This window comes from Alkalicoccus luteus (assembly GCF_052061695.1).
In the GTDB taxonomy this organism is placed as follows: domain Bacteria; phylum Bacillota; class Bacilli; order Bacillales; family Salisediminibacteriaceae; genus Alkalicoccus; species Alkalicoccus luteus.
Genome location: NZ_JBPZEY010000010.1, coordinates 86,642 through 108,742, shown reverse-complemented (window position 1 = coordinate 108,742; position 22,101 = coordinate 86,642). Strand labels below are relative to the sequence as shown.

General features: G+C 53.7%; 24 protein-coding genes and 1 pseudogene. 9 read left to right on the top strand and 16 right to left on the bottom strand.

Annotated elements, in window-relative coordinates; genetic code table 11:
* Positions 1-2 precede the first annotated feature (2 nt).
* The 5 genes from ACSZLD_RS13650 to mgtE all read left to right on the top strand — a co-directional run bounded on the left by ACSZLD_RS13650 (position 3) and on the right by mgtE (position 5,142).
* Positions 3-737 carry a (Fe-S)-binding protein gene (locus ACSZLD_RS13650; protein WP_444685508.1) on the top strand — a complete coding sequence of 245 codons (735 nt, stop codon included), beginning with the start codon at positions 3-5 and terminating at the stop codon, positions 735-737.
* Entirely contained in the window at positions 734-2,161 is a 1,428-nt protein-coding gene (locus tag ACSZLD_RS13645) for a LutB/LldF family L-lactate oxidation iron-sulfur protein (RefSeq protein ID WP_444685507.1), read from the top strand. The genes ACSZLD_RS13650 and ACSZLD_RS13645 overlap by 4 nt, the downstream gene beginning before the upstream one ends.
* The gene (locus ACSZLD_RS13640) at positions 2,145-2,846 is read left to right on the top strand and encodes a LutC/YkgG family protein (RefSeq protein WP_444685506.1); all 702 of its coding nucleotides are present in this window, start codon (positions 2,145-2,147) and stop codon (positions 2,844-2,846) included. Before ACSZLD_RS13645 ends, ACSZLD_RS13640 begins: the two co-directional genes overlap by 17 nt.
* A gap of 94 nt (positions 2,847-2,940) precedes the next feature.
* Positions 2,941-3,654: a FadR/GntR family transcriptional regulator gene (locus ACSZLD_RS13635; protein WP_444685505.1), complete on the top strand. Its 714-nt coding sequence runs from the start codon at positions 2,941-2,943 to the stop codon at positions 3,652-3,654.
* A gap of 129 nt (positions 3,655-3,783) precedes the next feature.
* Complete coding sequence (mgtE, locus tag ACSZLD_RS13630; protein WP_444685504.1) at positions 3,784-5,142, top strand: magnesium transporter; 1,359 nt, start codon at positions 3,784-3,786, stop codon at positions 5,140-5,142.
* Positions 5,143-5,188: 46 nt separating this feature from the next.
* On the opposite strand, the gene ACSZLD_RS13625 is transcribed toward mgtE, so the two are convergent.
* The gene (locus ACSZLD_RS13625; protein ID WP_444685503.1) at positions 5,189-5,785 is read right to left on the bottom strand and encodes a hypothetical protein; all 597 of its coding nucleotides are present in this window, start codon (positions 5,783-5,785) and stop codon (positions 5,189-5,191) included.
* A 156-nt stretch (positions 5,786-5,941) separates the two neighbouring features.
* On the opposite strand from ACSZLD_RS13625, the gene ACSZLD_RS13620 reads away from it, so the two are divergent.
* Entirely contained in the window at positions 5,942-6,391 is a 450-nt protein-coding gene (locus ACSZLD_RS13620) for an Lrp/AsnC family transcriptional regulator (RefSeq protein WP_377909159.1), read from the top strand.
* Positions 6,392-6,457: 66 nt separating this feature from the next.
* Here the strand turns inward: ACSZLD_RS13620 and ACSZLD_RS13615 are convergent, their stop codons facing one another.
* From ACSZLD_RS13615 to ACSZLD_RS13600, 4 genes are read right to left on the bottom strand one after another with little or no spacing between them, the layout of a single operon-like run.
* Complete coding sequence (locus ACSZLD_RS13615) at positions 6,458-7,213, bottom strand: VOC family protein (protein WP_444685502.1); 756 nt, start codon at positions 7,211-7,213, stop codon at positions 6,458-6,460.
* Positions 7,203-7,628, bottom strand: a complete 426-nt coding sequence (locus ACSZLD_RS13610) for a WapI family immunity protein (protein WP_444685501.1) — start codon at positions 7,626-7,628, stop codon at positions 7,203-7,205. The genes ACSZLD_RS13615 and ACSZLD_RS13610 overlap by 11 nt, the downstream gene beginning before the upstream one ends.
* Positions 7,625-7,870, bottom strand: a complete 246-nt coding sequence (locus ACSZLD_RS13605) for a glutaredoxin family protein (RefSeq protein WP_377908980.1) — start codon at positions 7,868-7,870, stop codon at positions 7,625-7,627. The genes ACSZLD_RS13610 and ACSZLD_RS13605 overlap by 4 nt, the downstream gene beginning before the upstream one ends.
* A gap of 56 nt (positions 7,871-7,926) precedes the next feature.
* Positions 7,927-8,508, bottom strand: coding sequence for a DedA family protein (locus ACSZLD_RS13600; protein WP_444685500.1), 582 nt, complete (start codon positions 8,506-8,508; stop codon positions 7,927-7,929).
* Positions 8,509-8,700: 192 nt separating this feature from the next.
* Here ACSZLD_RS13600 and ACSZLD_RS13595 point away from each other — a divergent pair, with 192 nt between their 5' ends.
* Both ACSZLD_RS13595 and ACSZLD_RS13590 read left to right on the top strand, forming a co-directional pair.
* Positions 8,701-8,856, top strand: coding sequence for a hypothetical protein (locus ACSZLD_RS13595; RefSeq protein ID WP_377908978.1), 156 nt, complete (start codon positions 8,701-8,703; stop codon positions 8,854-8,856).
* Positions 8,857-8,920: 64 nt separating this feature from the next.
* Complete coding sequence (locus tag ACSZLD_RS13590) at positions 8,921-10,360, top strand: protein adenylyltransferase SelO (protein ID WP_444685499.1); 1,440 nt, start codon at positions 8,921-8,923, stop codon at positions 10,358-10,360.
* Positions 10,361-10,558: 198 nt separating this feature from the next.
* Here ACSZLD_RS13590 and ACSZLD_RS13585 read toward each other — a convergent pair whose 3' ends face one another.
* The 5 genes from ACSZLD_RS13585 to ACSZLD_RS13565 form a co-directional block, all read right to left on the bottom strand.
* Positions 10,559-11,440, bottom strand: a complete 882-nt coding sequence (locus tag ACSZLD_RS13585) for a glycine betaine ABC transporter substrate-binding protein (protein ID WP_444685498.1) — start codon at positions 11,438-11,440, stop codon at positions 10,559-10,561.
* Positions 11,441-11,649: 209 nt separating this feature from the next.
* Positions 11,650-13,293: a flotillin family protein gene (locus ACSZLD_RS13580; RefSeq protein ID WP_444685497.1), complete on the bottom strand. Its 1,644-nt coding sequence runs from the start codon at positions 13,291-13,293 to the stop codon at positions 11,650-11,652.
* Between the two features lie 185 nt (positions 13,294-13,478).
* Positions 13,479-13,760 (bottom strand): hypothetical protein, encoded by a 282-nt coding sequence (locus ACSZLD_RS13575; protein ID WP_444685496.1) that lies wholly within the window; start codon positions 13,758-13,760, stop codon positions 13,479-13,481.
* Between the two features lie 20 nt (positions 13,761-13,780).
* Complete coding sequence (locus tag ACSZLD_RS13570; protein WP_444685495.1) at positions 13,781-14,824, bottom strand: 2,3-butanediol dehydrogenase; 1,044 nt, start codon at positions 14,822-14,824, stop codon at positions 13,781-13,783.
* A gap of 26 nt (positions 14,825-14,850) precedes the next feature.
* Entirely contained in the window at positions 14,851-15,606 is a 756-nt protein-coding gene (locus tag ACSZLD_RS13565) for an alpha/beta hydrolase (RefSeq protein ID WP_444685494.1), read from the bottom strand.
* Positions 15,607-15,828: 222 nt separating this feature from the next.
* Between ACSZLD_RS13565 and ACSZLD_RS13560 the strand changes: the two genes are divergently transcribed.
* The gene (locus tag ACSZLD_RS13560; RefSeq protein WP_444685493.1) at positions 15,829-17,217 is read left to right on the top strand and encodes an RQC-minor-2 family DNA-binding protein; all 1,389 of its coding nucleotides are present in this window, start codon (positions 15,829-15,831) and stop codon (positions 17,215-17,217) included.
* Positions 17,218-17,368: 151 nt separating this feature from the next.
* On the opposite strand, the gene ACSZLD_RS13555 is transcribed toward ACSZLD_RS13560, so the two are convergent.
* From ACSZLD_RS13555 to ACSZLD_RS13530, 6 genes and pseudogenes are all read right to left on the bottom strand, one after another.
* On the bottom strand, positions 17,369-18,358 hold the full coding sequence (locus tag ACSZLD_RS13555; RefSeq protein ID WP_444685492.1) for a glycoside hydrolase family protein: 990 nt from the start codon (positions 18,356-18,358) through the stop codon (positions 17,369-17,371).
* A 35-nt stretch (positions 18,359-18,393) separates the two neighbouring features.
* Positions 18,394-18,624 carry a hypothetical protein gene (locus ACSZLD_RS13550; RefSeq protein WP_444685491.1) on the bottom strand — a complete coding sequence of 77 codons (231 nt, stop codon included), beginning with the start codon at positions 18,622-18,624 and terminating at the stop codon, positions 18,394-18,396.
* 157 nt (positions 18,625-18,781) lie between these two features.
* Positions 18,782-19,912 (bottom strand): hypothetical protein, encoded by a 1,131-nt coding sequence (locus tag ACSZLD_RS13545; protein ID WP_444685490.1) that lies wholly within the window; start codon positions 19,910-19,912, stop codon positions 18,782-18,784.
* Positions 19,909-20,487 (bottom strand): annotated as a pseudogene (locus ACSZLD_RS13540) (M15 family metallopeptidase); the annotation flags it as partial. The pseudogene ACSZLD_RS13540 and the gene ACSZLD_RS13545, both read right to left, overlap by 4 nt.
* Positions 20,488-20,567: 80 nt before the next feature.
* On the bottom strand, positions 20,568-21,227 hold the full coding sequence (locus tag ACSZLD_RS13535) for an MBL fold metallo-hydrolase (RefSeq protein ID WP_444685489.1): 660 nt from the start codon (positions 21,225-21,227) through the stop codon (positions 20,568-20,570).
* Positions 21,228-21,295: 68 nt separating this feature from the next.
* Positions 21,296-22,093 carry a carbon-nitrogen hydrolase family protein gene (locus ACSZLD_RS13530; RefSeq protein ID WP_444685488.1) on the bottom strand — a complete coding sequence of 266 codons (798 nt, stop codon included), beginning with the start codon at positions 22,091-22,093 and terminating at the stop codon, positions 21,296-21,298.
* Between the last annotated feature and the right edge of the window lie 8 nt (positions 22,094-22,101).

The following is a 22,101-nucleotide window of genomic DNA, read 5'->3' as shown; positions in this document are numbered from 1 at the left end:
TTATGAACGTATCGCTTTTTATTACCTGCCTTGCTGATGCTGTCTATCCTTCATCTGTCGGACGGAGTACGGTTGAACTGCTTGAAAGGCTTGGCTGCAACGTTTCCTTTCCGAAGAAACAGACCTGCTGCGGTCAGCCTGCCTTTAACAGCGGCTTTCACAAAGAGGCGCAGACAGTGGCCCGTCATATGATTACGACGTTTGAAGAGGAAGAATGGGTCGTCACCCCCTCCGGCTCGTGCGCAACGATGATTCACGAGTATCCGAAGCTGTTTGCTGAGGACGACGTTTGGAGAGAGAAAGCAGAAAAGCTCGCTGCCAAAACGTTTGAGCTCACCCAGTTCATCGTCGATGTGCTGGAAATAGAGGATGTTGGTGCTACGTTTCATGGGAGCGTCACCTACCACTCCTCCTGCCATATGACGCGCCTTCTCGGCGTGACAGAAGCCCCTTACCGGCTGCTGAAACATGTATCCGGACTGACGCTGACCGAGCTTCCTTATAAGGAACACTGCTGCGGATTCGGTGGTACATTTTCAGTGAAAATGATGCCGATCTCCGAGCAGATGGTCGATGAAAAGGTCCAGCATATTGAAGAAACCGGGGCGGCCTGCCTCGTCGGCTCGGATCTTGGCTGCCTGATGAACATCGGGGGCCGTATCGAACGGACCGGCAAACCTGTGGAAGTCCGTCACATCGCAGAGATTTTAAACAGCAGAGAGGAGACGGTTTCATGAGTATCCGTATCAGCAACGATCCGTTTTTTGACCGGGTCGGCAAAGGAATCGAAAACACGTTCATGCGCTCCGCGGTCTCCGGTGCTCAGGATCGACTGGAAGGACGAAAGGCTGCTTCTACTGCTGAACTCGGCACGTGGGAGGACTGGCGCGATCATGCAGAAGAGATCCGCCAGCATACGCTCGATAACCTTGACTTCTATTTACAGCAGTTTGCTGAAAATGCCTCCGCCCAGGGCGGCCACGTTTTTTTCGCCGAAACGAAGGAGGAAGCAAATGACTATATTCAGTCGGTGATTCAACGCAAGGAAGCGAAAAAGGTCGTGAAGGCAAAGTCGATGGTAACGGAAGAAATTGGCATGAACGAGGCCATTCGCGATATCGGCTGCGAGGTGATTGAGTCTGACCTCGGCGAATGGATTCTGCAGCTTGACGATCACGATCCGCCGTCGCATATTGTCGTCCCGGCCCTTCATAAAAATAAAGAACAGATCCGTGAAACGTTCCACGAAAAACGCGCGTACGATAAATCGTCCGACCCGCAGGAGCTCGGACGGTTTGCCCGCGAGCAGCTGCGCCAGGACTTTTTAAGCGCTGACGTCGGCATCACCGGCTGCAACTTTGCAGTTGCCGAGTCGGGCTCCGTCTCGCTCGTTACAAATGAAGGAAATGCCCGCATGGTGACCGCGCTTCCAAAAACGCAGATCAGCGTCATGGGTATGGAGCGGATCGTTCCGACGTGGGAGGAGCTTGACATACTTGTCAGCATGCTCTGCCGAAGCGCCGTCGGTCAGAAACTGACGAGCTATGTCACCGGACTGACACCATCGGAAGCAACGGATGAGCACGCGCCGGAGGAGTTTCATATCGTCATCGTCGACAACGGGCGATCCAAGATTCTCGGAACGAAATATCAGAGCGCGCTGCAGTGTATTCGCTGTGCGGCCTGCATTAACGTCTGCCCGGTTTACCGGCATGTTGGCGGCCACTCCTACGGCTCGATTTACCCGGGTCCGATCGGAGCAGTGCTCACTCCCCTTCTGGAAGGCTATGAGAACAACAAAGAGCTGCCGTTTGCCTCGTCGCTCTGCGCTGCCTGCACGGATGCCTGCCCGGTTAAAATTCCGCTGCACGAGCTGTTAATTGAGCACCGCAAGGACATCGTCGAGCACGAAGGCGGCTCCGGGTTTGCAGAAAAGCTTGCGATGCAGGGATTCGCCTACGCAGCCAGCCATCCGAAACTGTTTCAGCTGGGAGGAAAATCAGCAGGACCTTTCGTCGATAAATTCAGTACCAAGGAAAGCGGTCCCGGTCCTGTGAAGCTTTGGACGCAGATCCGCACACTGCCGTCGCAAAAAGAAGATCGGTTCCGCGACTGGTTTGAGGAACGGGAAAGGAGGAAACGCCGTGGGAACGATTCATAATCAGGATACGTTTTTAGCCAACATCGCCGATCGTCTCGGACGAAGCCGGCGCACAGAAGGCGTGAAGCGCCCTGTCTGGAGCAAACAGCCGCAGTATGAGGTCTTCGCAGGAGCTTCTCCGGCAGAATTGCAGGAGATCCTCATCCGGCAGTGCGATGCGATTCACACGTCTGTCGACACAACGCAAAAGGCAGATCTTCCGGACGTGCTTGCTTCAGCCCTGGAGCGGTTCGGCTCCTTCCCTGCCGTATACTGGTCAGATGAGCGGTTTGCGGATTTCGGGATTGATCACGTGATGGATTCTCTCGAAGAAAGCAAAGCGTGGACGGATGAAAACCGCGAGGAGATGACCCGATTTGCCGAGCGCGCAAAAATCGGTGTCACCTTCTCCGACATCACCCTCGCTGAGTCCGGCACGGTTGTGCTGTTCAGCGCGCCGGGAAAAGGGCGTGCCGTCAGCCTGCTGCCGGAAGTGCATATTGCCCTTATCCCCCGTTCGACCATCGTGCCGCGCATGACGCAGGCAGCCGCTGAAATTCACAGGCGCCGCAAGGAAAACGGCACGGTGCCATCATGCGTCAACTTCATTTCCGGCCCGAGCAACTCAGCCGATATTGAAATGAGGCTGATCGTTGGAGTCCACGGTCCAATCAGCGCCCACTATATTATTATTGAAGACGCCTGAACCTCGGGCGTCTTTTTGCTGCCGGAATTGAATCCTGCCGGTTGGAATGGTATGTTTTGAAAAGACCGTCAGCTAAAAGAAGGAGATTGCCGCTATGAGCTTTAAGCAGATTAAAAATAAAAAAATTTCTGAGATCGTTCGCGAACAGATCGAAGAACAAATGCGTTCCGGAGAGCTGAAGCCCGGTGAAAAGCTTCATTCTGTCGTACATCTTGCCGAGGAGTTTCAAGTGAGCCGTTCTGCCGTCCGGGAGGCACTCAGTGCGCTTCGAGCGGTTGGCGCTGTTACGATCCGCCAGGGAGAGGGAACGTTTGTAAACGACTATGACTTTTCCAGTATGTCAGATCCACTCAAATCGGAGCGGGTGATTTCCAGACAGGAGATGCTCGAGCTCTTTGAGGTTCGCAAGCTGATGGAAGCCGGGGCCGCGGAGCTTGCTGCCGGGAAGCGAAACGACGAACACCTGCGCGTCATGCAGGAAGCGCTCGACGATATGGCCGCAGCTTCCGGGGAAGATGTAGGCGAAGCGTCCGATGTTGCTTTTCATCTAGCCGTTGCGGCGGCTGCCGGCAATAAAACGCTGTACAGCATGATGGCACAGCTCGCCGATACACTCAGGCGTACGATGTACGAAGCGCGGCGCGTCTGGCTCTTCTCTGAAAAAAAGACGCTCACACGGCTGTATGAAGAGCATGTGGTGATTTATGAGGCGATTCAATCCGGCAGCGCAGACGCAGCAAGACAAGCGATGCTCACCCACCTCTCCAACGTGGAGAAGGCGATTATCGACGGCATCAGCCAGTCTTAACAACCCCTGTCTTAGCCAGAAAGCAGATCGTTAGCTTGCACGTGTTTCACGTGAAACAGCCCCCACCCTATTCTCTTTTCACAAGTGGTATGGGATGATAGAAACAGCAGCAGGAATGGAGGGAACGCCATGCCGATCAACATGACCGAAAACGAATTGACGCTTGCCGTCATTCAAACGCTGAAAGAAGGCCGCCGCAAGGCATTTCAAGAGCTGATGGAAGAACTGCAGCCATACGATATGGCGTGGCAGTACAAAGAAATTCCCGAGAAGCACCGCTATAAATTTTTAGCCTACATGACGATTGAGGAATTGACCGACCTCATGGGCGAGCTCGATCAGGATGACCAGCTCGACGTACTCGACCGCCTCGGCGCCAAACGGTCCACAAAAGTGCTCGACCTCATGGAAAACGATGAGCTCGCCTCTTTTCTGACAGATCTTGAGCCAGAAAAGATGAAGGAGCTTCTCGGGGATATGAAGCGGGAAGAATCACAGATGGTACAGGATATTATGAACTATCCGCCGGAAACGGCTGGACGGCTCATGAACAACCGCTTCGTCTGGATCAAAAAGCATTATACGATCGGCGAAGCCGTTGATAAGCTGAAGGAATTCGCCGAGCTCGCTGAATACTTAAACTACCTGTACGTCATCGACGAGGAGCGCAAGCTCGTGGGCGTGGTTTCCTATCGCGACCTGCTGCTTGCGGAGGCTGACGCCAAAATTGAAGATGTCATGTACGGACGCGTGGTGAAAGTAGAGGTCACCGAGGATCAGGAGGAAGCCGCGAAGCTGATCAGCCGCTACGACTTCGTTTCCCTTCCTGTCGTCAAAGAAGACAACACGCTAGCCGGCGTGATCACCGTCGACGACATTATCGACGTCGTGATTCAGGAAGCGAATGAAGACATTGAACGTCTTTCTGCATCCGGTAAGGACATCGATTTTTCCACCAAACCGATCGTTGCAGCCTACAGACGCCTTCCGTGGCTGATCATCCTGTTATTCGTCGGCCTCGTCTCCGGAGGGATTATCAGCGGCTTTGAAGGAACACTCGATGCAGTGGTGGCGCTTGCCTTTTTCATGCCTATGATCGCCGGGATGACCGGAAACACCGGCACCCAGTCGCTCGCTGTCGTCGTCCGCGGGCTTGTGCAGGAGGATTTAACCTTTAAACAGACCGCACAGCTCATATTGCGTGAGTTCTGGGTCGGTATTTTAATTGGTATTACGTGCGGTATTCTGATCACCTTCGTCGCCTTCTTTTGGCAAGGAGATCTGCAGCTCGGACTTGTCGTCGGCTCGTCCCTTCTGCTGACACTGATTATCGGCACGCTTGCCGGAACGATCATTCCGCTTATTCTGTATAAGCTGAACGTCGACCCGGCCATCGCTTCCGGTCCGCTTATCACGACGATCAACGATATTTTATCGCTGCTGATTTACTTCGGCATCGCGACAACGTTTTTAATTAATCTCTCATAACGAAACGCCTGCTCCGAATCGCACGTTCGGAACAGGCGTTTTTTGTCTATCTGCCGCGGTCCACTTCTCCGCCGTGTGCTTCCACCATCTGCATGATATTGCGACGGTGGTTGAGGAAATTCGGGTCGCTCGCATCGAATTCGAACCGGTCACCGTTCTCAAACGTAAGCTCGATCGTATCGTACGCCGCACTTGTCTCATCATCGGTGATCGTCAATGTAAGCAGCTCGACGTCCTCCCACGCGTAAAACGTTTCGTCTAAGCTCAACATTTCATTGACAGTGAAGCCCTCATCCGTAAAATAGTAGTAATTCATCGCCCCGACCCAGCCCGCCGGAAACGAGAGCAGCATGAGGAAAAAGACAATCAGCGCCGGTACGATCGGATGCTTGTTGATCCAGTACCGTTTTGTAAAAAAATATAAAAGCGACACCGCTGTGACAATGAGAAATGCTCCTGTCACGACAAGGTAGGCCGCACCCGTATGATTCACAAACCAATTGCCCCGGTCAAACAGCACGGTTCCCTGCACGATCGGCAGAATCACGACCGGAAGAATGACTGCGCAAATCGTCGTGATGATCGCTGTGACGATTACCACTTTATCGACGTCATCGTGATCCATTTTATCAAACAGCTTCATCAACTCTCCCCCTCTCTCGGTATACATGTACTTATCATACGCACCGGCCTTCGGATGGTTTCATGATTTTTCCAATTAACGTGAAAATAGGTGTGCTGAACCGTGGAGAGTGGTACGATAGAAATACCTATTCTGATGAAGAGCGAGGCGATGTCCATGAAACTAACCAAAACAGATATTCAAATGCTCAATATTCTCAGCGAACACGGCCGTATGTCCTACGTCGATCTGGCAAAGGAAGTCGGTATGTCGCGTGTTTCCGTCCGCGAGAGGATGCAGATGCTGCAGGATGAAGGCATTATTGAAAAATTCAGCGTCGTTATCAACTCGGAAAAAGTAGGCAAAGGCGTCTCCGCTTTCTTTGAAGTCGACTGCGAGCCGACTGCACTTGTCCAGGTAGCGGAAACGCTCGCCGAAAACCCAAAGGTCGCCAGCTGCTACCAGATGACCGGTCCCAGCACGCTGCACATGCACGTGCTTGTTGAAGATTTCATTCAGCTGGAGCATTTTATTAACGAAGAGCTTTATGCACTTGAAGGCATTACCCGCGTAGAGAGTCATATTCTGCTGCGCCGCTTTAAAAGCCGTACCGGCATGAAGCTGTAAAATGTGAACCGCTCCTGAAGTCAGGAGCGGTTCTTCTCATGGCATGGTCGAAGGAGCGATTATGTTTCATTTCGCTCCTTCGGTCAGAAAAACATATCGGCCTTTCCCGATCGTAAGCGTTCTTCCGGCAAGCCCTGATGAGGCTGTCAATTGCACCTCTTTCAGGCCGGCCCGGCTCCCCTTCCGAAAGGAAAACCGGCAGCCGTTCAACCAGAGATCCGTGCCGTTCTGCTGAAAGCCAAACAGACGGCTCCACTCTGCTGTGACTGCTTCCGGGTCCGGCGTTTCCCAGACCGCACCAGCCGCTTCAAGCGGCCCGCTCTCATGCGTCAGCGCTCCCAGTTGGTGGAGCATTTGTCTGCGTGACGCTTCATCCTCGCCCCATTCCATTAAAAACGGGTACGGAACGCCTGCCGTCTCCCCTTCGATCGGCAGCATGCGCCACGTCAGCAGCGTGCCATCCGCTGTACGGCGCTCCCCGGATTTGATCGAGGCCTCGATGCCGTTGTCACGAAGCTGCTCCAGAGCCTGATCGAGATCGTTCGTCCGCAGTGCGATCCGGCTCATGACTTCGTCGTCCGGTAAATGCTTTAAGGAATCGAGCGAAATAAGGTTCCGCTCCTCCGGCTCTCTGACAATGGATTCATTTTCAATGCCAATAAACTCCATGTACGTGAGGTCCGCATAGAGCAGCCGGTTCCAGGTGCCCCACTTCTCATGAGACCCTCCCGCTTTCACGGTAAGACCGGCGCTGCGGCACTGCTCGGCCGCCTGCTCCGGATCATTCACGTAGTGGACAACATGATCCCACTCAAGCTTCATCTGCTTCCTCCTTCTGCGGCGGATAAACGAGCAGGGCCGCACGTATATGCTGCAGCAGCGTTTGTAGATCCAACTCTTTCAGCACGGCGCGTACCGGCTCTTTCTCTCCCGGTACAGGATCGAGCTGTACGAGGCAGGTTCCTGCCTTGCGATCGATAACGAGCTCGACGATCGGCTCTGCACTGCTGAGGACGAGTATCTTGTTCGAGCTTTCAAGCTGCCTTGCCCATACGGCGAGCTCGCCGCTTTGCAGCACGGTATCGGTCAATCGAGCCGACCGGCCGTCTGCAGTGAGCGTGACGTCCGCCGTCAGCCAGTCCCGGTCTTCCGCAAAGGCGGCTGTCGGATAAGTACGTTTAATGACGTGAAGCCGCAGGAACCCGTTTGCCCCTGCGGCTTCGATAGATACAGTCACGTTCGTTCGCCTGCTGCACGATTGACGAGCGCCTCCAGCTCCGGATTCATGCCCTTGACTGCTTCGCCTTCATAAACGGTCACCGGAACCCCGAGCAGTCCGAGCTCCTGCACTTCTTCGCGGTAGGCTTTCTCCGCCATAATATCTCTTACTTCATAGGAAACGCCTTTTCGATCGAGCATCTGTTTTACAAAAGAACATTCTACGCAGTCCGGCGCAGAATAAACGATTACGTCTGCCATGCTGTCATCCTCCTGTTTTCTCTTTTCTTCAGTCTACTAAAACTTTCTGCCAGCTGCTAGAGCTGGCGCTTATGATGTTTTTTCCGCTGGCGGATCCGATAGTACACATAGCCGCCAATCGCCAGAACAATCACGGCAGTGATGACGTACTGCACCTGCTGAAAAGCCGCGTAAACGGCTTCTACATTGCCGAGCCCGCCTAAGTACAGCATGAGAAATGCAACCGGCAGCACGCCGATAAACGTAAAGATGCCGTATCTTGCCGGGCTGATGCGGCAAAATGCGGCTACATAAACGATATACCCCATCCCGAGCACCCGCCCGGCGGCAATCGTCCAGCCTCGGTATTTCTGCATGAAACGGACCATCCGCTGGGCTCGGCCGGTGCGGATGCGCCGTTCTACAACATACTTAAATTTGACGGAAAGGGCGTACGGCAAAAACGCCACGGCTGTATAAATCGCGGCAGAAGCCAGGCTCAGCCAGACGAGATCCATTCCGGTCGGGTCTATCAAATAACCATAGAGCAAAAAAATAATTGCTGCTGGAAAGGGAATCGACAAGGCTTCAACCGCCACGCCGAGAAAAAGGCCCATCCATCCCAGCTCGCGCAAAGTTGTCAGTATCATGTCAATCATTGGCACGTTCCTCCATCGTCTGTCTCTTTCTATTATGTACCCTCGATGACGAGAGAAAAAGCCGCTTCTGCTAAGCAATTATGGAAAAGCATCACACAGTCCTCCTTTTTCATCAAAAACAGGCCTATTGCCAGGTAAATTGGGTATGCTCAGCCTGAGAGGATATAACAATTGGGAAGGGAAGAAAAACGAATGACCAGAGCGTTCCTTCTAGTGCTCACCGCCATTTTTGGCAGCTACCTGCTTTTTCAATATGTATTCGGCTTACGATTGGAAACGAACCCGCTGAATTATTTCATCCCTGCTCTGCTCGTCGTCTTGTTTTTACTCCAGCGGCGGCCCTCCTAATTGCATTTCCTTCCAGCACGGGCGTATCATAAAAGCAAGACATGTTTGAAAGGACGGATGTTTCATGGCAGACCAAAAGCTTCACACCGGCTGGAAGCTCCAGCACAGTTATCTGGAGCTCCGCGACCTGTTCTATCAGCAGCTGACGCTGAAGCCGGTCGCCTCTCCCAGCCTGCTGCTGCTCAACGACGACCATGCCCGGGAGCTCGGCCTTGACCCGGAAGCACTCCGCAAAGAGGCGGATGTGCTTGCCGGAAACCGGATGCCGGAGGGGGCGGTCCCCTTCGCTCAAGCTTATGCCGGTCATCAGTTTGGCAATTTCACCATGCTTGGAGACGGACGCGCCTTGATGGTCGGCGAGCAGCTGACCGCTGACGGCAAACTCATTGATATACAGCTGAAAGGATCTGGACCGACGCCATATTCACGCGGCGGAGACGGTCGGGCTGCGCTTGGTCCGATGCTGCGGGAATATTTGATCAGCGAAGCGATGCATCATCTCGGCATCCGCACGAACCGCAGCCTCGCTGTCGTGAAAACAGGAGAGGACGTCTATCGGGAGACGGCCCTCCCCGGCGCTGTACTGACCCGGACCGCTTCCAGCCATCTGCGCGTCGGAACGTTTGAATTCGCCCGTCGCGGCGGCTCATACGAGGACTGGGAAGCTCTCGCTGAGTATGCAGTGAGCCGGCACCTGCCGGAGGCTTCGGGCAGCGACGACCGCTATGAACAGCTGCTGCACGCCGTTGTAAAGCGCCAGGCCGAGCTGATCGCTTCCTGGCAGCTGGTCGGCTTCATTCACGGCGTGATGAACACCGACAACATGACGATCAGCGGCGAAACGATTGATTACGGCCCCTGTGCGTTCATGAATGCCTATGATCCAAAAACGGTGTTCAGCTCCATTGACGCCGGCGGCCGCTACGCCTATCAAAACCAGCCGTATATCGCCGCCTGGAACCTGGCGCGCCTGGCTGAGTCCATGATGCCGCTCCTTGCTGAAGATGATGAAGAGGCACTCGCAAAAGCCCAGCAGGCGATCGATTCGTTCCGATCTCATTATGAAGCCGCCTGGCAGGACGGCATGCGCCGCAAGCTCGGCCTTCATGAGGCAAAAGCCGGCGATGCCGCCCTTGCCGATGAGCTGCTTGGTCTGATGGAACAGGAGAAAGCCGACTTTACGAATACGTTCCGCACCCTTGCAGAAGGCGGCCTGCCCGGCGACGCATTCGGCCGCTGGCAGGAGCGTTGGCATGCGCGGCTCTCGGAGGAAAACACCTCCCTGGAACAAGCGCAGACGCTTATGAAACAGCATAACCCCGCCGTCATTCCGCGAAACCATCTCGTGGAAGAAGCCCTGCGTGCGGCGGTGCAGGAAGATGATATGGAACCGTTCCACGAGCTGCTTGCCGTTTTATCAGATCCGTATCAGGCTGAAAAGCCGGCACGCTTCTGCGCTCCGCCTGATGATGAAGGCGGCTACCGCACGTTTTGCGGGACGTAAGCCTTAATATACGAAAAAAGTGGCCGCAGAGGCCACTTTTTCATTTGACGGTACCGACGTAAGCGTCATCTGTTCTTTTTGCACTGCTACCACGGAATCGTACGTCATTGATGAGCAGGTCAGCTTTTACGACGTCGTCCCCTCCCAGCTCCAGATGCTAAAACGCTCGTTCATCCTGGGGACTGTTCAGCTTCTCGTCTACTGAATCCATTCCTCCACCATGTCGCGATTATCGTCGATCCATGCCTCGGCGCCTTCAACTTCATCATCCATGTCGTTGATGTAGGACATCAGCTCACCAAGCGTATCGTCGTCCATTTCCCAGTTGTCCCACCATTCGATCACTTCCGGGTGCTCCTCGTGGAAGCCTTCACGCGTCATGTAGTAGATGTCTTCCGGATCGCCGTAAACGCCCTGCGGATCCTCCAGATACTTAATATCATAATCGGAGAACGCCCAGTGCGGGTTCCACATCGTAATCAGAACGGGCTCTTCGTTGTTGTAGGCCGTGTCCAGCTCTGAAATCATAGCTGGCTCCGAGCTGACGAGCAGTTCGTAGTCAAGATCGTAGTCCTCAACGACATCTTCTGTCAGTCTTGTCAAGCTTGCTCCGGCATCGATACCGACGATTTCCCCGTCGAACATATCGACGTTGTCGTTTAATTCGTCAATGCTGTCGATGTCGACGTATTCCGGTACTGCGAGTCCGAGACCAGTGCCTTCAAACCACGTCGTTTCGCTCAGCTCCAGGTTATCGCCGTGCTCCTCGTAAAGCGGTTCATCGGTCGTTGGAAGCCATACTTCCAGCGCAGCATCAAGGTCGCCGTTTGCGACACCGACCCAGATCGGTGATTTCTCTGACATCGTAATTTCTACGTCATAGCCCTGCTCCTCCAGAAGCAGCTTCCACATATTCGTAATCGCAATGTTTTCCGTCCAGTTGTTATAGCCGAGTTCAATAGAGCCGCCTCCGCCCTCCTGTGCTGCTTCTTCGTTCGTATTGCCATCGTTATCGCCGCATGCCGCGAGCAGCATCACAGAAGCTAGCGCTGTACCGGTAAGTATGGTCGCTTTTTTCATTCAGACATCATCCCTTCTCGTTTTTCACACAAGCTTAAGTATACGTTTTTCTTTCGGGAGGCTCAATGTTCGTAAGCGCCGTTACATGGTCCCGCTGCCCACCTGGTACTGAAGAAAACGGTCTCACCGGTCCAGCGCGCCGCTTAAAGCCCATATCCTCGGTATACAGATTAAAAACCCGGTGCAGCTGTATGCACCGGGCATGTTCGTTAGTTTTTACCGTCGTTTTCTTCTGTAGAGCTTTGATCGTCTGCTGCTTCTGTACGGTCGTCGTCTTCCGTCTTCATCGCTGTCGCGACGTCAGCCGATTCGTCGGCCATCGTGCTGCCCTGCAGATTCTGCAGCGAATCGAGGCCGCTTTTGACTTTGTCGGAGCTTTTGCCGGCGAAATCCTTGACGAGGTTCGCGATGTCGAGGCCGGTCGCTTCCTTTACCGGCTCCTGCATGCTCATCAGGTTGCGCGCCACACTGTTGCCCATCGTGTTCATGCCTTCTCCGCTGCCGCTGTCGATCACTTTCACAGAGTCGATGTTGGAGAGCGGACGGGCGAACTCGGCTGCTACCTGCGGCAGAATTTCGATCAGCTTCTCGCGGATAATCGCTTCGCCGTTTTCGGCCATTGCTTCGGCGAGAAGGCGGCGTGCTTCTGCTTCTGCTTCCCCTTTTTCGCGGATGATCTGGGCTTCCGCCTGACCTTCGCGAATCTTAATTTCAGCGGAAGCATTACCCTGCTCGCGCGTAACCTCGGCTTCGGCCTTTCCTTCTTCGATGCGAATCTGTGCGCGTGCTTCCTGTGCAATACGGTCGGCACGTGCTTTCGCTTCTGCAGAAATCTCGTCCGATTTTGCCTTCGCTTCGGCTTTCTTCGTCGTTTCGTAGTAGTCCGCGTCGAGCTTCGTGCGGCGTACTTTGTTTTCTTCTTCTTCCAGCTTTACAGAACGCTCGCGCTCCATAAACTTCGTATTCAACTCTTCGTCTTTCACTTTACGGTCGAGTACGGCTTTTTCCAGATCGTACGCCTGCTCGGATTTCGCACGGGCACGCTCTGTTTCCTCTTTGATCGAGGCGGCCCGGATATCTTTTTCCTTGCGCGCCTCAGCCGTGGAAATTTCACTCTCGTACTCGCTCTTCTTTGCTTCTTCTTCTGTCTTTGCCTGGTTGATCCGCGTTTCCCTGAGGTTTTCGGCTTCCGCTACTTCTGCTTCCTTGCGCACTTTTGCAATCTGCGGACGTCCGAGATTTTCGAGGTAGCCGTTTTCTTCATCGGCATCTCGCAGATCGGTCAGCGTCAGCGCCGTGATGTTAAAGCCCATCCGGTCGAGCTGCGTCTGCGCTACTTCCGTTACCTGCTCGGCAAATCCTTCGCGGTCTGCGTTAATCTGCTCGACCGACATTTTACTAAGAATCGCACGGAGGTTACCGTTTAATACCTCGGAAATTTCAGTTTCAATCTCTTTCTGGTCTTTTCCGAGAAACTGCTCGGCGTAGTTGGCGATGCCCTTCAGATCATCGGCAACCTTTACCATGACGACCGCATCCGCAACGATCGGCACGCCGCCTTCCGTGTACACTCGCGGCGTCGTCAGCTTCTGCTGGAACGACGTCAGGTTAACCGGCGTCGACGTCTGGAACCGCTTGAGCAGCACCCCGCCGCCGCGGACAATTTTCATCGACCGGCCTTCCTTATCGGTGAAAATATTCGTTTCCTTCTGCTCATCACCGAGCTTTGGCCCCGTAATGATCAGTGCTTCATTGGAACGCGCCGTCCGGTAGCGGATCTTCATAAATATGTAGTAGCCCGCTACAGCAAAAAGGAGAACGACAAGCGCAATCCCTGCATAAATAAAACCCATTTTCTCACTGCCTTTCTAAAAGAAGAATGATGGCTCACCTGTATTGTACGGAGCGTGCCTGCTTAAAGTTCCTGAATTGTTCAAATTTACCGGGATTTTTTCTGAATGCCGAAAATCCGCTTAACACGAACCAAACCCTGCCCAAGTCTGACAGGGTTCAGCTTCGCTCGTATTTTCCGTTTTCCTCAGGCCTTCCCCTGCTTTACTTGAAACGTTGCTTTCGCTGCCGGGTGAATACGGAACCTGAACAGTTTTGCGATGAGAAGCATCACCAGCTTGATGACGGCAAACGCGATCACGAACCGTACCAATAAAGCAGGCAGTACGACCATCGCTTCCCCGATTCCGCTCGTCCAGTAGACGTCATCAGAGCTTACCGCAAACGAAACGGCAAACACGACCGCAAAGAGATTGCTCGTCACAAGCGCCATGATGTAATCGGCCAGATCCGGTTTGCCTATCTCCATGCTCGACACCTCCAGTCGTTTTACGAGGGTTTCACCATGATTTTGACGTGGCTTTTATCGTGCAGCAGCGCCTCAAATCCGCTGTCGACTACATCGTCGATGCCGATGCGGGACGTGACCATATCATCCGCTGAAAAGAAGCCGGACTTCATCAGCTCCATCACCTGCGGATAAATATCGCGGTAGGCAATAATCCCTTTCATCGTCCGCTCAGCAATGACGAGATCGTTCGGCTGAAACGACGCCTCGCTTTCCCAGATGCTTACGATAATCGCTTCGCCTCCGGTATGCGTGCTGTGCAGCGCCATGTTGAGCACCTTTGGTACGCCCGTTACCTCGAACGAGACGTCCACCCCGCCGCAGTCGGCATGAATGTCTTCGACGGCGCGCTCCGGATCCACGATAATCCCGCCAAGATTGCGCGCTTTCTGCTGACGCTCTTCGGACAATTCCACTACGTAAATCTTAGAAGCGCCGGCTGCTTTTAGCGCATCGATGACCATGAGGCCGATTGGACCGGCACCGAACACCGCGGCCGTATCTCCGACCTTAAAGGAGCTTTGCCGGACGGCATGCACCGCAACCGCAGCGGGCTCAACAAGCGCTCCCTGCTCATCAGAGAGTTCATCCGGCAGCTTATGCGCCATATGCTCGCCGACAACCGTGAATTCGGAGAAGCCGCCTCCTCCGCCGGACAGTCCGTGAAACCCGAGCTGCGGGGAGAGATTGTACTTCGCATCTACGTAGCGGCCGTTTTCGTTCGGGGCGAGAATCGGCTCGACCGCCACCCGGTCCCCAGGCTTCACCTTCGTTACGGCGCTTCCAACGTCCACCACTTCGCCGGCAAACTCGTGCCCCATGACGATCGGCGCCTGGCCCCCGCTGATCGGATGCGGCGTGCCGACCGGAATAAAGATCGGGCCCGCAGCGTATTCATGCAGATCGCTTCCGCAGATCCCGCACCAGCCGACTTTGATTTTTACGTCGTGTTTTCCATTGACCTGGGGTTCCTCCACCTGTTCCACGCGCAGATCCTTTGCTTTGTACCAGACAGCAGCTTTCATGTTTTCCACTCCTTTTTCAGAATGATTTACTCCTGGTTAAACACGGCGTGCTGCTTCATGAACGTAAGCGACTCCTCAATAATTTGCTGCTGATCGTTGTCGAGCGTAGCGACGTGATAGCTGTTCTTCAATTCAAGAAACGTTTTTTGATCAGAGCTGATCTGATCATATATTAAATTAGAATTTTCCGGCGGGACCACGTGATCCTCAGTGGAAGCCATGATGAGGGCCGGACAAGCGACGCGGGGCAGATCGAGCTTCACCTGCTTCATCAGCTCCAGGATCTGTTTCACTGAAGCGACCGGCGTCTTTTCATAAGCAAGCTCGACGACCTCCGGCTTTTTAATATCGGAACCAATCGCATCGATATACCGCTCCTGCCTATGCTTCACCTGCTCCATATCCGGTACATCCACCGCTGCGTTAATCGTGACGATTCCGCTTATGTCCGGATGGTGCTGGGCCATATAAAGCGCGAGCGTGCCTCCCATCGACAGACCGACGACAAAAATGCTGTCACAGCGCTCCTTCAGCCACTGATAGCCTTCCTCGACCGAGGCAATCCAGTCCTCATACGTTGACTGCTCCATGTCTTCGTAGTGGGTCCCATGCCCTTTCAGGCGAACCCCGCATGCCGTATAGCCAGCATCCGCAAATGCTTTGCCGAGCGGCCGCATGCTCTGCGTCGTGCCTGTAAATCCATGCGAAACGAGAACGCCGACACGGAACCCCTCAATCTTAAACGGCTCCGCTCCCTTCATGACCTGATACGTCTCCTGCATCGTCATCCCTCCTGATGGTAGCGTACAGTCCAAACGTGTCATTACTTCGACAAAAGCCCAGCATTTTCCTGCCTTTATATTGATTCTGTTTTTAATAAGCGTTGAGATAAACAGCCGTATCACTCATGCTCGTACTCAGCTTTTAACACAAGTCTCCGTGCTTTTCGGAAGATCCGGGATCGCTTATAATGAGGGCACTACCGTTGTCTGGAGGGATGTGCCATGTCACACGCACAGCAGCAGCCTGAACCGTATCCGTATTTGGCGTTTCTTCCGGCAGGCTTTGGCCGCCGGGCCCCTTATATCGTCCGCAGCCGCGGACTGAACCGGCTGCACGAAGCGGCCGCTGAGCTGCTTTCTGCTCTTTCAGCGTCTGAAAAAGAAGCCTGGTGCCGTCTTACCGGGCAGTCTGCCTGCCGGCTTCCTGTCGGTATGGAAGCGAACGGCCAGGCGGTTCCGGTGCTCGTTCGGCCGGACGTGTTTTTATGGGGAACTGCGCCGACACAGCTTTCACTTGATCGACGTTCGTTTTTCCAGCGGGATACGACGAAGCTCTCCGATGCGCAGCTTCGCCGCCATCTCGAGCAAGTCGTTCGGCAGTATTTGCTTGCTGCAGCGCTGCAAGAACGCCCTCGTTCGGCCTGGCTTGCTGACGTGGAAGCTGCTTATCTCCGCCATCCGTTTTTAACACTTGCCCGTCAAAAAGCAGACGTTGTCGAGGCGGTCGAGCAAATGAATCGTTCCTCTTTGCTTGCCGTTTTAAAATACCCGGAAGATATCGCCTACTGGCGCCACCGGGTGGAGATTGTGCTGCGGCCTTACCGGGCGCTGCCTGAGGCGTGGCGAAACGGCCTATGCGAGCACGAGAAAGAGCTGTATACGACGACGGATAAACTCGTCTGCCACTGCACGACGTGCGCGTTTACGGTTTACTACCATCCTGCCGACGGCAACGCTGAACTCGAAGAAGAGGTACTGATGCCTCGAGCGATAAAGCGTATTGCCACGATTGAACGGCAGCTGAATGAGATCGCCGAGCAGAGCCTCGATGTGATCGGTCAGCTGCGACGGCTGCAGGGGCTGAAAAAACAGCTGCTTCCGTTTGAGACCGAGCTTGAACAGCTGAGCCGTTTCAAGCAGCAGCTCAAGCATCCGCCTGCGGTGCCGGTCGTGGATACGTACGAAGCACTGATCCGTACAACGTTCCCGACAGCTGACGTGCAGCCTGAGCTTCAGTCGCTTGCCGGTGTTCACCTGCATGATACTGCGGTGCTAGCGATCGATCATGATTTTTTCGGACAGGTGGAAACACGCATGCATGAGGCGATATACCGCTACGAGGAACAGGCTGAAAAGGAAAAACCGAAGCCGGATGACGTCGTGTTTCACGTGAAACGATGTAAGCTGACGCAGGGTGAAAAAGACGAGATTGACGCCTTCCTTGACATGCACGACTTCCGACCGTCGGCTCACCAGCTTGCGAAAACACTCGCTGGTATCCCAACGAACAAAGTGCGCTCACTCGGCCTGCACGAAACACCGATCTTTGGGCTGCTCCAGTCCTGGCCGGAAAAGCAGGTCGTCAAAGCCGTGCACCGGTTGTTTGTCTAACGGATTAAATGCCTGTTTCAAAAGGCGCTGCAAGTTCTGTGAGTAAATGTGGATACGCAAATCACGTTGAACCCCCTGTCACCAGCTGACAGGGGGTTCACTAGATTCAATTATGTGCTTGCTTATATCTGTACCACTGCTAAAGCAATGATCAAAGCTTTTTCAACACGGTCCCAAGCTTCAGGGTTTTTCGGGTAATTCGCCAGAGCGTATCCTGACCGAGCCCCACCCCTTTGAACCCTGCGAATACTTCCAGGTGATTACCGTTGACAACGAAAGATGATTTATAGTTAAACAATGACCGATCGACCATATATGTTTCCCTATTCATGTGTGTTGAATAAGGATTTAAAAAGGTTCCGAATTGTAGCGTCCCTCCTTGCAGGTCGCCGCAGAGCGCTAACACGATAAACCGGTCCTTCGTTTTTCGGACTTCGGCATGCCAGATGTTTCCCAGTGGCCCTGTGGCAATCGAATTGACATGCTCCCAGCCACTAGCCAGCTGACAGGATCGCCACACGTTTAGTTTTTGAAACGCTCTTTCCTCCCCTTCATTCCATCTGACGGCAGGCGCAAATAAATAGTAAAAGCCCTCATGTTCACATACAGTTGGAGATAACAAGTCAGGAAAAGGCCCTGGAAACACGGTAGTCGGTCCCGTCCAGCTGATGCCATCTGTTGATTCACTCAGTTCAAGCCGGGAACCTCCTCCTTCCAGGACTGCTCTGTTCAAATAATACATCTTTGACCGGTCCGGAACGAGAATTAATTCAGCATCAGAGTTATGAACGGTATGGTCAAGCACCTCATATAACGGCTGCTTCATACCAGCTGGAGAATGCCAGGCCACTCCGTCCTGCGAGAAAAAGAAGTAGGGATTTTCATATGATCCATCTGTTTGCGGATAAGCATTGATCCCCATCCAATAAGCATAGCCATTCCATTTTTCAGGTACGTGTAGCACCGATGGATGCACCCAGGCAACCCCGCCATTCGGGTATTGGTCAAAATTCAGCTGCTTCCTGCTTTGCAGACGCCCCCATGCTAATAGTTTATTCACTCGGTAGCTGCGTGATGCATGACTCTCCTTCGACCAAAACGTTCGATGAAGCGGATTATAGTGCGATAGCTGATTTCTCATTCATTCTCCCCCTTTCCTGCCTTCGCCTACTTTTATTACGCCCCAAACCGGTTAAAAAACAAAACGACAAGAAAGATGCTGATCACACCCCATACGGTTGTGGCGGCGATTAACGCGATGATTTTTCTCGTCAGCTCCGGACTTTCAGCTTCACTTCCTTCTGCATTCGCCGGGTTCCACGATAAACCCATTCGCTGTTTAATGGTAAAGATAATGAGCAAGCCAATGAAGAAAAAACCGACTGGAACGAATACAAAAAGATCCATAGCAAAGCACCTCCTGATTAGAGCTTAGCACAAGATTCCCTTCTTTTCTCTATTCATTCGTTTCGACGTTCCGTAAGCTCGCAGCTGCTTATGATCGCCAGTAGAGATAGATGAGCTGATCAGATGGCAACACTGATCAGCTCACTCTTACAGCTCGTTATCCGATCCGCTCTTCCTGCACATGGCTCACGCTCTCTGCTTCCGGCTCGTCCCAGATGAATACGCAGCCGGAGCGCGGCAGCACCCACTGGTCGAGCTCGATTTTGACGATGTTGTTCGGTAAGTAGGAGACGGCTTCGCTGTCGTCAAAAAACGGTACCGGTACGATACGTACGTCCGGATCGGCATGGGTGAAGAGGATATCCACCTGCTGGGTCGGCTCTGATACGATCGATACGAATTTACGGATCGTTTTCAACTGTGGCATATGGAAGTGGTAGTGAAACTTATACTCGCGGTCTGCTTCTGCCTCAATCGTTCCAGACATGTCAAACTGCAGGTAAAAGCCGTTCTCGCTGTTTTCTACTATGAACGGGAGGCTCTTCTCATCAAGCGCGAAGGAAAACTGCATCACCTCTTCGACAAATTGCTGCAGCTCTTCATTCGTCATCTGCTGCATCCGCTCCTTTTGACTGGAGCCAATGAACAAATTTTCACGGAAAAAGACCCCTTCCCCTTTAAACAGCTCTTCGAGATCACTCTCCCAATAGGAAAAACCGACGGTAACGCGGCGCTTTTTCAGCTGAAAGATGTTCAAGCTCCTGTAAAACGATAAATCTTCTTCCACCCAGTAATAGTCCTCTTCCGGAAACGATGTTTCCATACCGTTCCGCTTCAGCGAGTAGCTGATGTGATAGCGAAAGCGGCGGCGGAAATGATACTTGTTTTCCAGATACGGGCGAATTAATGTCATATAAAGCATGCCGCCGGCCCGTTCACCGAGGAGCGACTCGGTCGAGTTTTTAATAAAGCCTTTACGCGCCCCTTCTGAAAAGCGCGACAGTACGCCCTTATCCAGCATCAGCGCCTCTGCGACGCTGTTCGCCGTCTCGATTTTCTGGTGGCGCCGGGTCACTTTTTCATAAATCACGTTAAAAAGGACGAGCGGCAGCATGATCCCGATCAGAGACGTCATCACGTCCATGTAAAAGCTTTCCCATGAAATGGTTCCAAGCAGCACGTTCGTTAAAATGATAATGCCGAACAACAGCAGGAGCACGGTGATAAATAACGCAGTGACGTTGCGGTAGGAGCTGGCCGATTCGGAGCGTACGTCAAACCGGCTCATCGTGCTCCCTCCGGCACCGCGGCTTTTCCGTAGACCGCGGCTTCCTGTCCAGTGCGAAGCGCCCACCACTGGTTTCCGTAATCAAAATGCCACCATTCCTCTATGTAGTTTGAAAAGCCTGCAGCTTCCATCACAGCTAACAGCAGTTTTCTCGACTCCTGCACGTCCCCCGGTTTGTCGTGAAAGGCATCGGTCCGTGCGAGCTCACTGAAATCATCAAACACCGTACCCATCGGCAGCTCGTCTCCGTTCTCATCCAAAATCGTCAAGTCCACCGCACCGCCGGTTGCATGCGGAGCCGGAGCAGATAGATTCTGGGACGGGTACGAGACGTACGTCGTTACCTTCTCGCTAAGCGCTGGACCGGTTAATTCCGGATTTTTACGGCGGATCGAAGCTTCAAAGGCTTCATACAGTCCCCGCTGCACGTGATCCGGACGGAAGCCGTCCCAGATGAGCAGACGATAGCCTTCCGGCAGCAGCGAAGCCGCGGTATAAAGACGGTCGGCAGACGATTCGTTCGTGCGCAGGTGTAACGAGCGGTTCCCGATTATCATCGATCGGAACGTGCCGCCAGTCGCGTATTTGCGTCATGGTCTGTCCTCCTCGATTCATGATAGGACTTATTATACCACGCCGAAAGACCTGAACACGATTATCTATCCATTTTTTTCCTGTATTGCGCCAGTGCTTCATTTCCTTCCGCTACGTCTTCCCCGTGACAGATGCTGATGACGTCGATGTCATAATCACGGAGCATTCCTGCGCTCTTGATCGCCTGATCCATATCGGCAGTGAACATCGGAATCGGCCGGTTGAGCTGCCCTTTTTTAGAAGTAAATAAATCACCGGTGATCATGACGCGAGTCTCCGGCTCGTAGTAGCAGACGTGTCCCGGTGTGTGTCCAGGCGTAAACACCGGCTGCAAACCGGCGATGGGAAGGAGCTCACCGTCTTCCTCTGGCAGCGGGGTCAGCGTGCCTGCGGGAACGATGTTCTCTGGCTTTTTCCGTCCAGGGTACGGGAGCCTTCCTTCTGCATAGGGAATTTCCTTCTCGTGCGCATAGACGGCAAGCCGCCGCTTTTTCAGCAGCTTTTTCAGGCCGCCGACGTGGTCAAGGTGGCCATGTGTCAGCAAAATGCCTTTTACCGGCCCGAGCTTTTCCGCTTCTTTCAGCAGTCTCGGGGCCATAAACGAGAGCCCCGTGTCAACGATGTAAATGCCGTCGTCGCCGCGAATGGCCCAGGCGCTCATCTTCAGCACGACCCATGTCTCCAGTTTGCCCGCGTGATCTGATACGTGCTTCCATTTCATGCCGATCCCTCCCGCTTTCCTCTGATTAAAATCAGTATAGCCGGTTCAGGCGTATTGGGCGAGTGTTTTTACCAGTCGGCGTCCTCCCGGTAGCTGTACGTCCGGCGAACGTCCTCTAAAACGCCGGCATCGATTTCATAAACGCGGATCGCTTCCGCTTCAGCGAACACGTCTGCCTGCACGTTCCATCCGCTCCACGGCGGCTGCATGACGGACCCCCCCCACATCGCACCTGCACGGTTCACGCTCAGCAGGTACACCTGATTTTCCAGCGCTCTCGTCAGAACGAACGCGTGCCAGCTCGGGTACGTATCATCCTTTGAGAACGCAGACGGATGTAGCAGGACATCAGCGCCCTCTTCCCATGCGAGCCGGCGGACGTACTCCGGAAAGCGGATGTCGTAGCAGATCATCAGGCCAATGCGGACGCCCTTGCAGTCAAACGTGCAGATGTCTGTGCCACGGCTGAAAAAATCCCGCTCCATTGAAGCGCCAAACTGAGCTAGGTGCCGTTTTCGATAGACCGCAGCAACGTGTCCAGTATGATCGATGACGACCTGGGCGATAAAAAACAGGCCGTCCTCTTTGATCGGCAGCCCAAAAACGATCGTCGCTTCTATGTCTTTCGCCGTTTGCTTAAAGACAGCTGAGGACGCCCCGTCTGCTGGTTCAGCGAGCTCGTCCAAAGCGAGAAACGCTTCGCGGCTGTACGTGATCGTCGCAAGCTCCGGCAGGACGATCATGTCAAACGGCTCCTTGGCTGCGTGAAGGCGGATGGCTTGGGCGAGCCGTTTCACGTGCTCATTTCGAGCGTCCGCTGTCACAATTGTGTCAGGAATCTCCGGCTGGTATATCGCGATTTTCATGGGTGACG

Excerpts from the sequence above, each read along its gene's own strand:
- ACSZLD_RS13545 (WP_444685490.1), bottom strand. The coding sequence starts at position 19,912 with ATGAGCCGGTTTGACGTACGCTCCGAATCGGCCAGCTCCTACCGCAAC.
- ACSZLD_RS13580 (WP_444685497.1), bottom strand. The coding sequence starts at position 13,293 with ATGGGTTTTATTTATGCAGGGATTGCGCTTGTCGTTCTCCTTTTTGCT.
- ACSZLD_RS13650 (WP_444685508.1), top strand. The coding sequence starts at position 3 with ATGAACGTATCGCTTTTTATTACCTGCCTTGCTGATGCTGTCTATCCT.
- ACSZLD_RS13535 (WP_444685489.1), bottom strand. The coding sequence starts at position 21,227 with ATGAAATGGAAGCACGTATCAGATCACGCGGGCAAACTGGAGACATGG.
- ACSZLD_RS13565 (WP_444685494.1), bottom strand. The coding sequence starts at position 15,606 with ATGCAGGAGACGTATCAGGTCATGAAGGGAGCGGAGCCGTTTAAGATT.
- ACSZLD_RS13575 (WP_444685496.1), bottom strand. The coding sequence starts at position 13,760 with ATGGAGATAGGCAAACCGGATCTGGCCGATTACATCATGGCGCTTGTG.
- mgtE (WP_444685504.1), top strand. The coding sequence starts at position 3,784 with ATGCCGATCAACATGACCGAAAACGAATTGACGCTTGCCGTCATTCAA.
- ACSZLD_RS13625 (WP_444685503.1), bottom strand. The coding sequence starts at position 5,785 with ATGAAGCTGTTTGATAAAATGGATCACGATGACGTCGATAAAGTGGTA.
- ACSZLD_RS13585 (WP_444685498.1), bottom strand. The coding sequence starts at position 11,440 with ATGAAAAAAGCGACCATACTTACCGGTACAGCGCTAGCTTCTGTGATG.
- ACSZLD_RS13550 (WP_444685491.1), bottom strand. The coding sequence starts at position 18,624 with ATGGATCTTTTTGTATTCGTTCCAGTCGGTTTTTTCTTCATTGGCTTG.
- ACSZLD_RS13560 (WP_444685493.1), top strand. The coding sequence starts at position 15,829 with ATGTCACACGCACAGCAGCAGCCTGAACCGTATCCGTATTTGGCGTTT.
- ACSZLD_RS13615 (WP_444685502.1), bottom strand. The coding sequence starts at position 7,213 with ATGAAGCTTGAGTGGGATCATGTTGTCCACTACGTGAATGATCCGGAG.
- ACSZLD_RS13590 (WP_444685499.1), top strand. The coding sequence starts at position 8,921 with ATGGCAGACCAAAAGCTTCACACCGGCTGGAAGCTCCAGCACAGTTAT.
- ACSZLD_RS13605 (WP_377908980.1), bottom strand. The coding sequence starts at position 7,870 with ATGGCAGACGTAATCGTTTATTCTGCGCCGGACTGCGTAGAATGTTCT.
- ACSZLD_RS13530 (WP_444685488.1), bottom strand. The coding sequence starts at position 22,093 with ATGAAAATCGCGATATACCAGCCGGAGATTCCTGACACAATTGTGACA.
- ACSZLD_RS13595 (WP_377908978.1), top strand. The coding sequence starts at position 8,701 with ATGACCAGAGCGTTCCTTCTAGTGCTCACCGCCATTTTTGGCAGCTAC.
- ACSZLD_RS13600 (WP_444685500.1), bottom strand. The coding sequence starts at position 8,508 with ATGATTGACATGATACTGACAACTTTGCGCGAGCTGGGATGGATGGGC.
- ACSZLD_RS13570 (WP_444685495.1), bottom strand. The coding sequence starts at position 14,824 with ATGAAAGCTGCTGTCTGGTACAAAGCAAAGGATCTGCGCGTGGAACAG.
- ACSZLD_RS13645 (WP_444685507.1), top strand. The coding sequence starts at position 734 with ATGAGTATCCGTATCAGCAACGATCCGTTTTTTGACCGGGTCGGCAAA.
- ACSZLD_RS13620 (WP_377909159.1), top strand. The coding sequence starts at position 5,942 with ATGAAACTAACCAAAACAGATATTCAAATGCTCAATATTCTCAGCGAA.
- ACSZLD_RS13555 (WP_444685492.1), bottom strand. The coding sequence starts at position 18,358 with ATGAGAAATCAGCTATCGCACTATAATCCGCTTCATCGAACGTTTTGG.
- ACSZLD_RS13635 (WP_444685505.1), top strand. The coding sequence starts at position 2,941 with ATGAGCTTTAAGCAGATTAAAAATAAAAAAATTTCTGAGATCGTTCGC.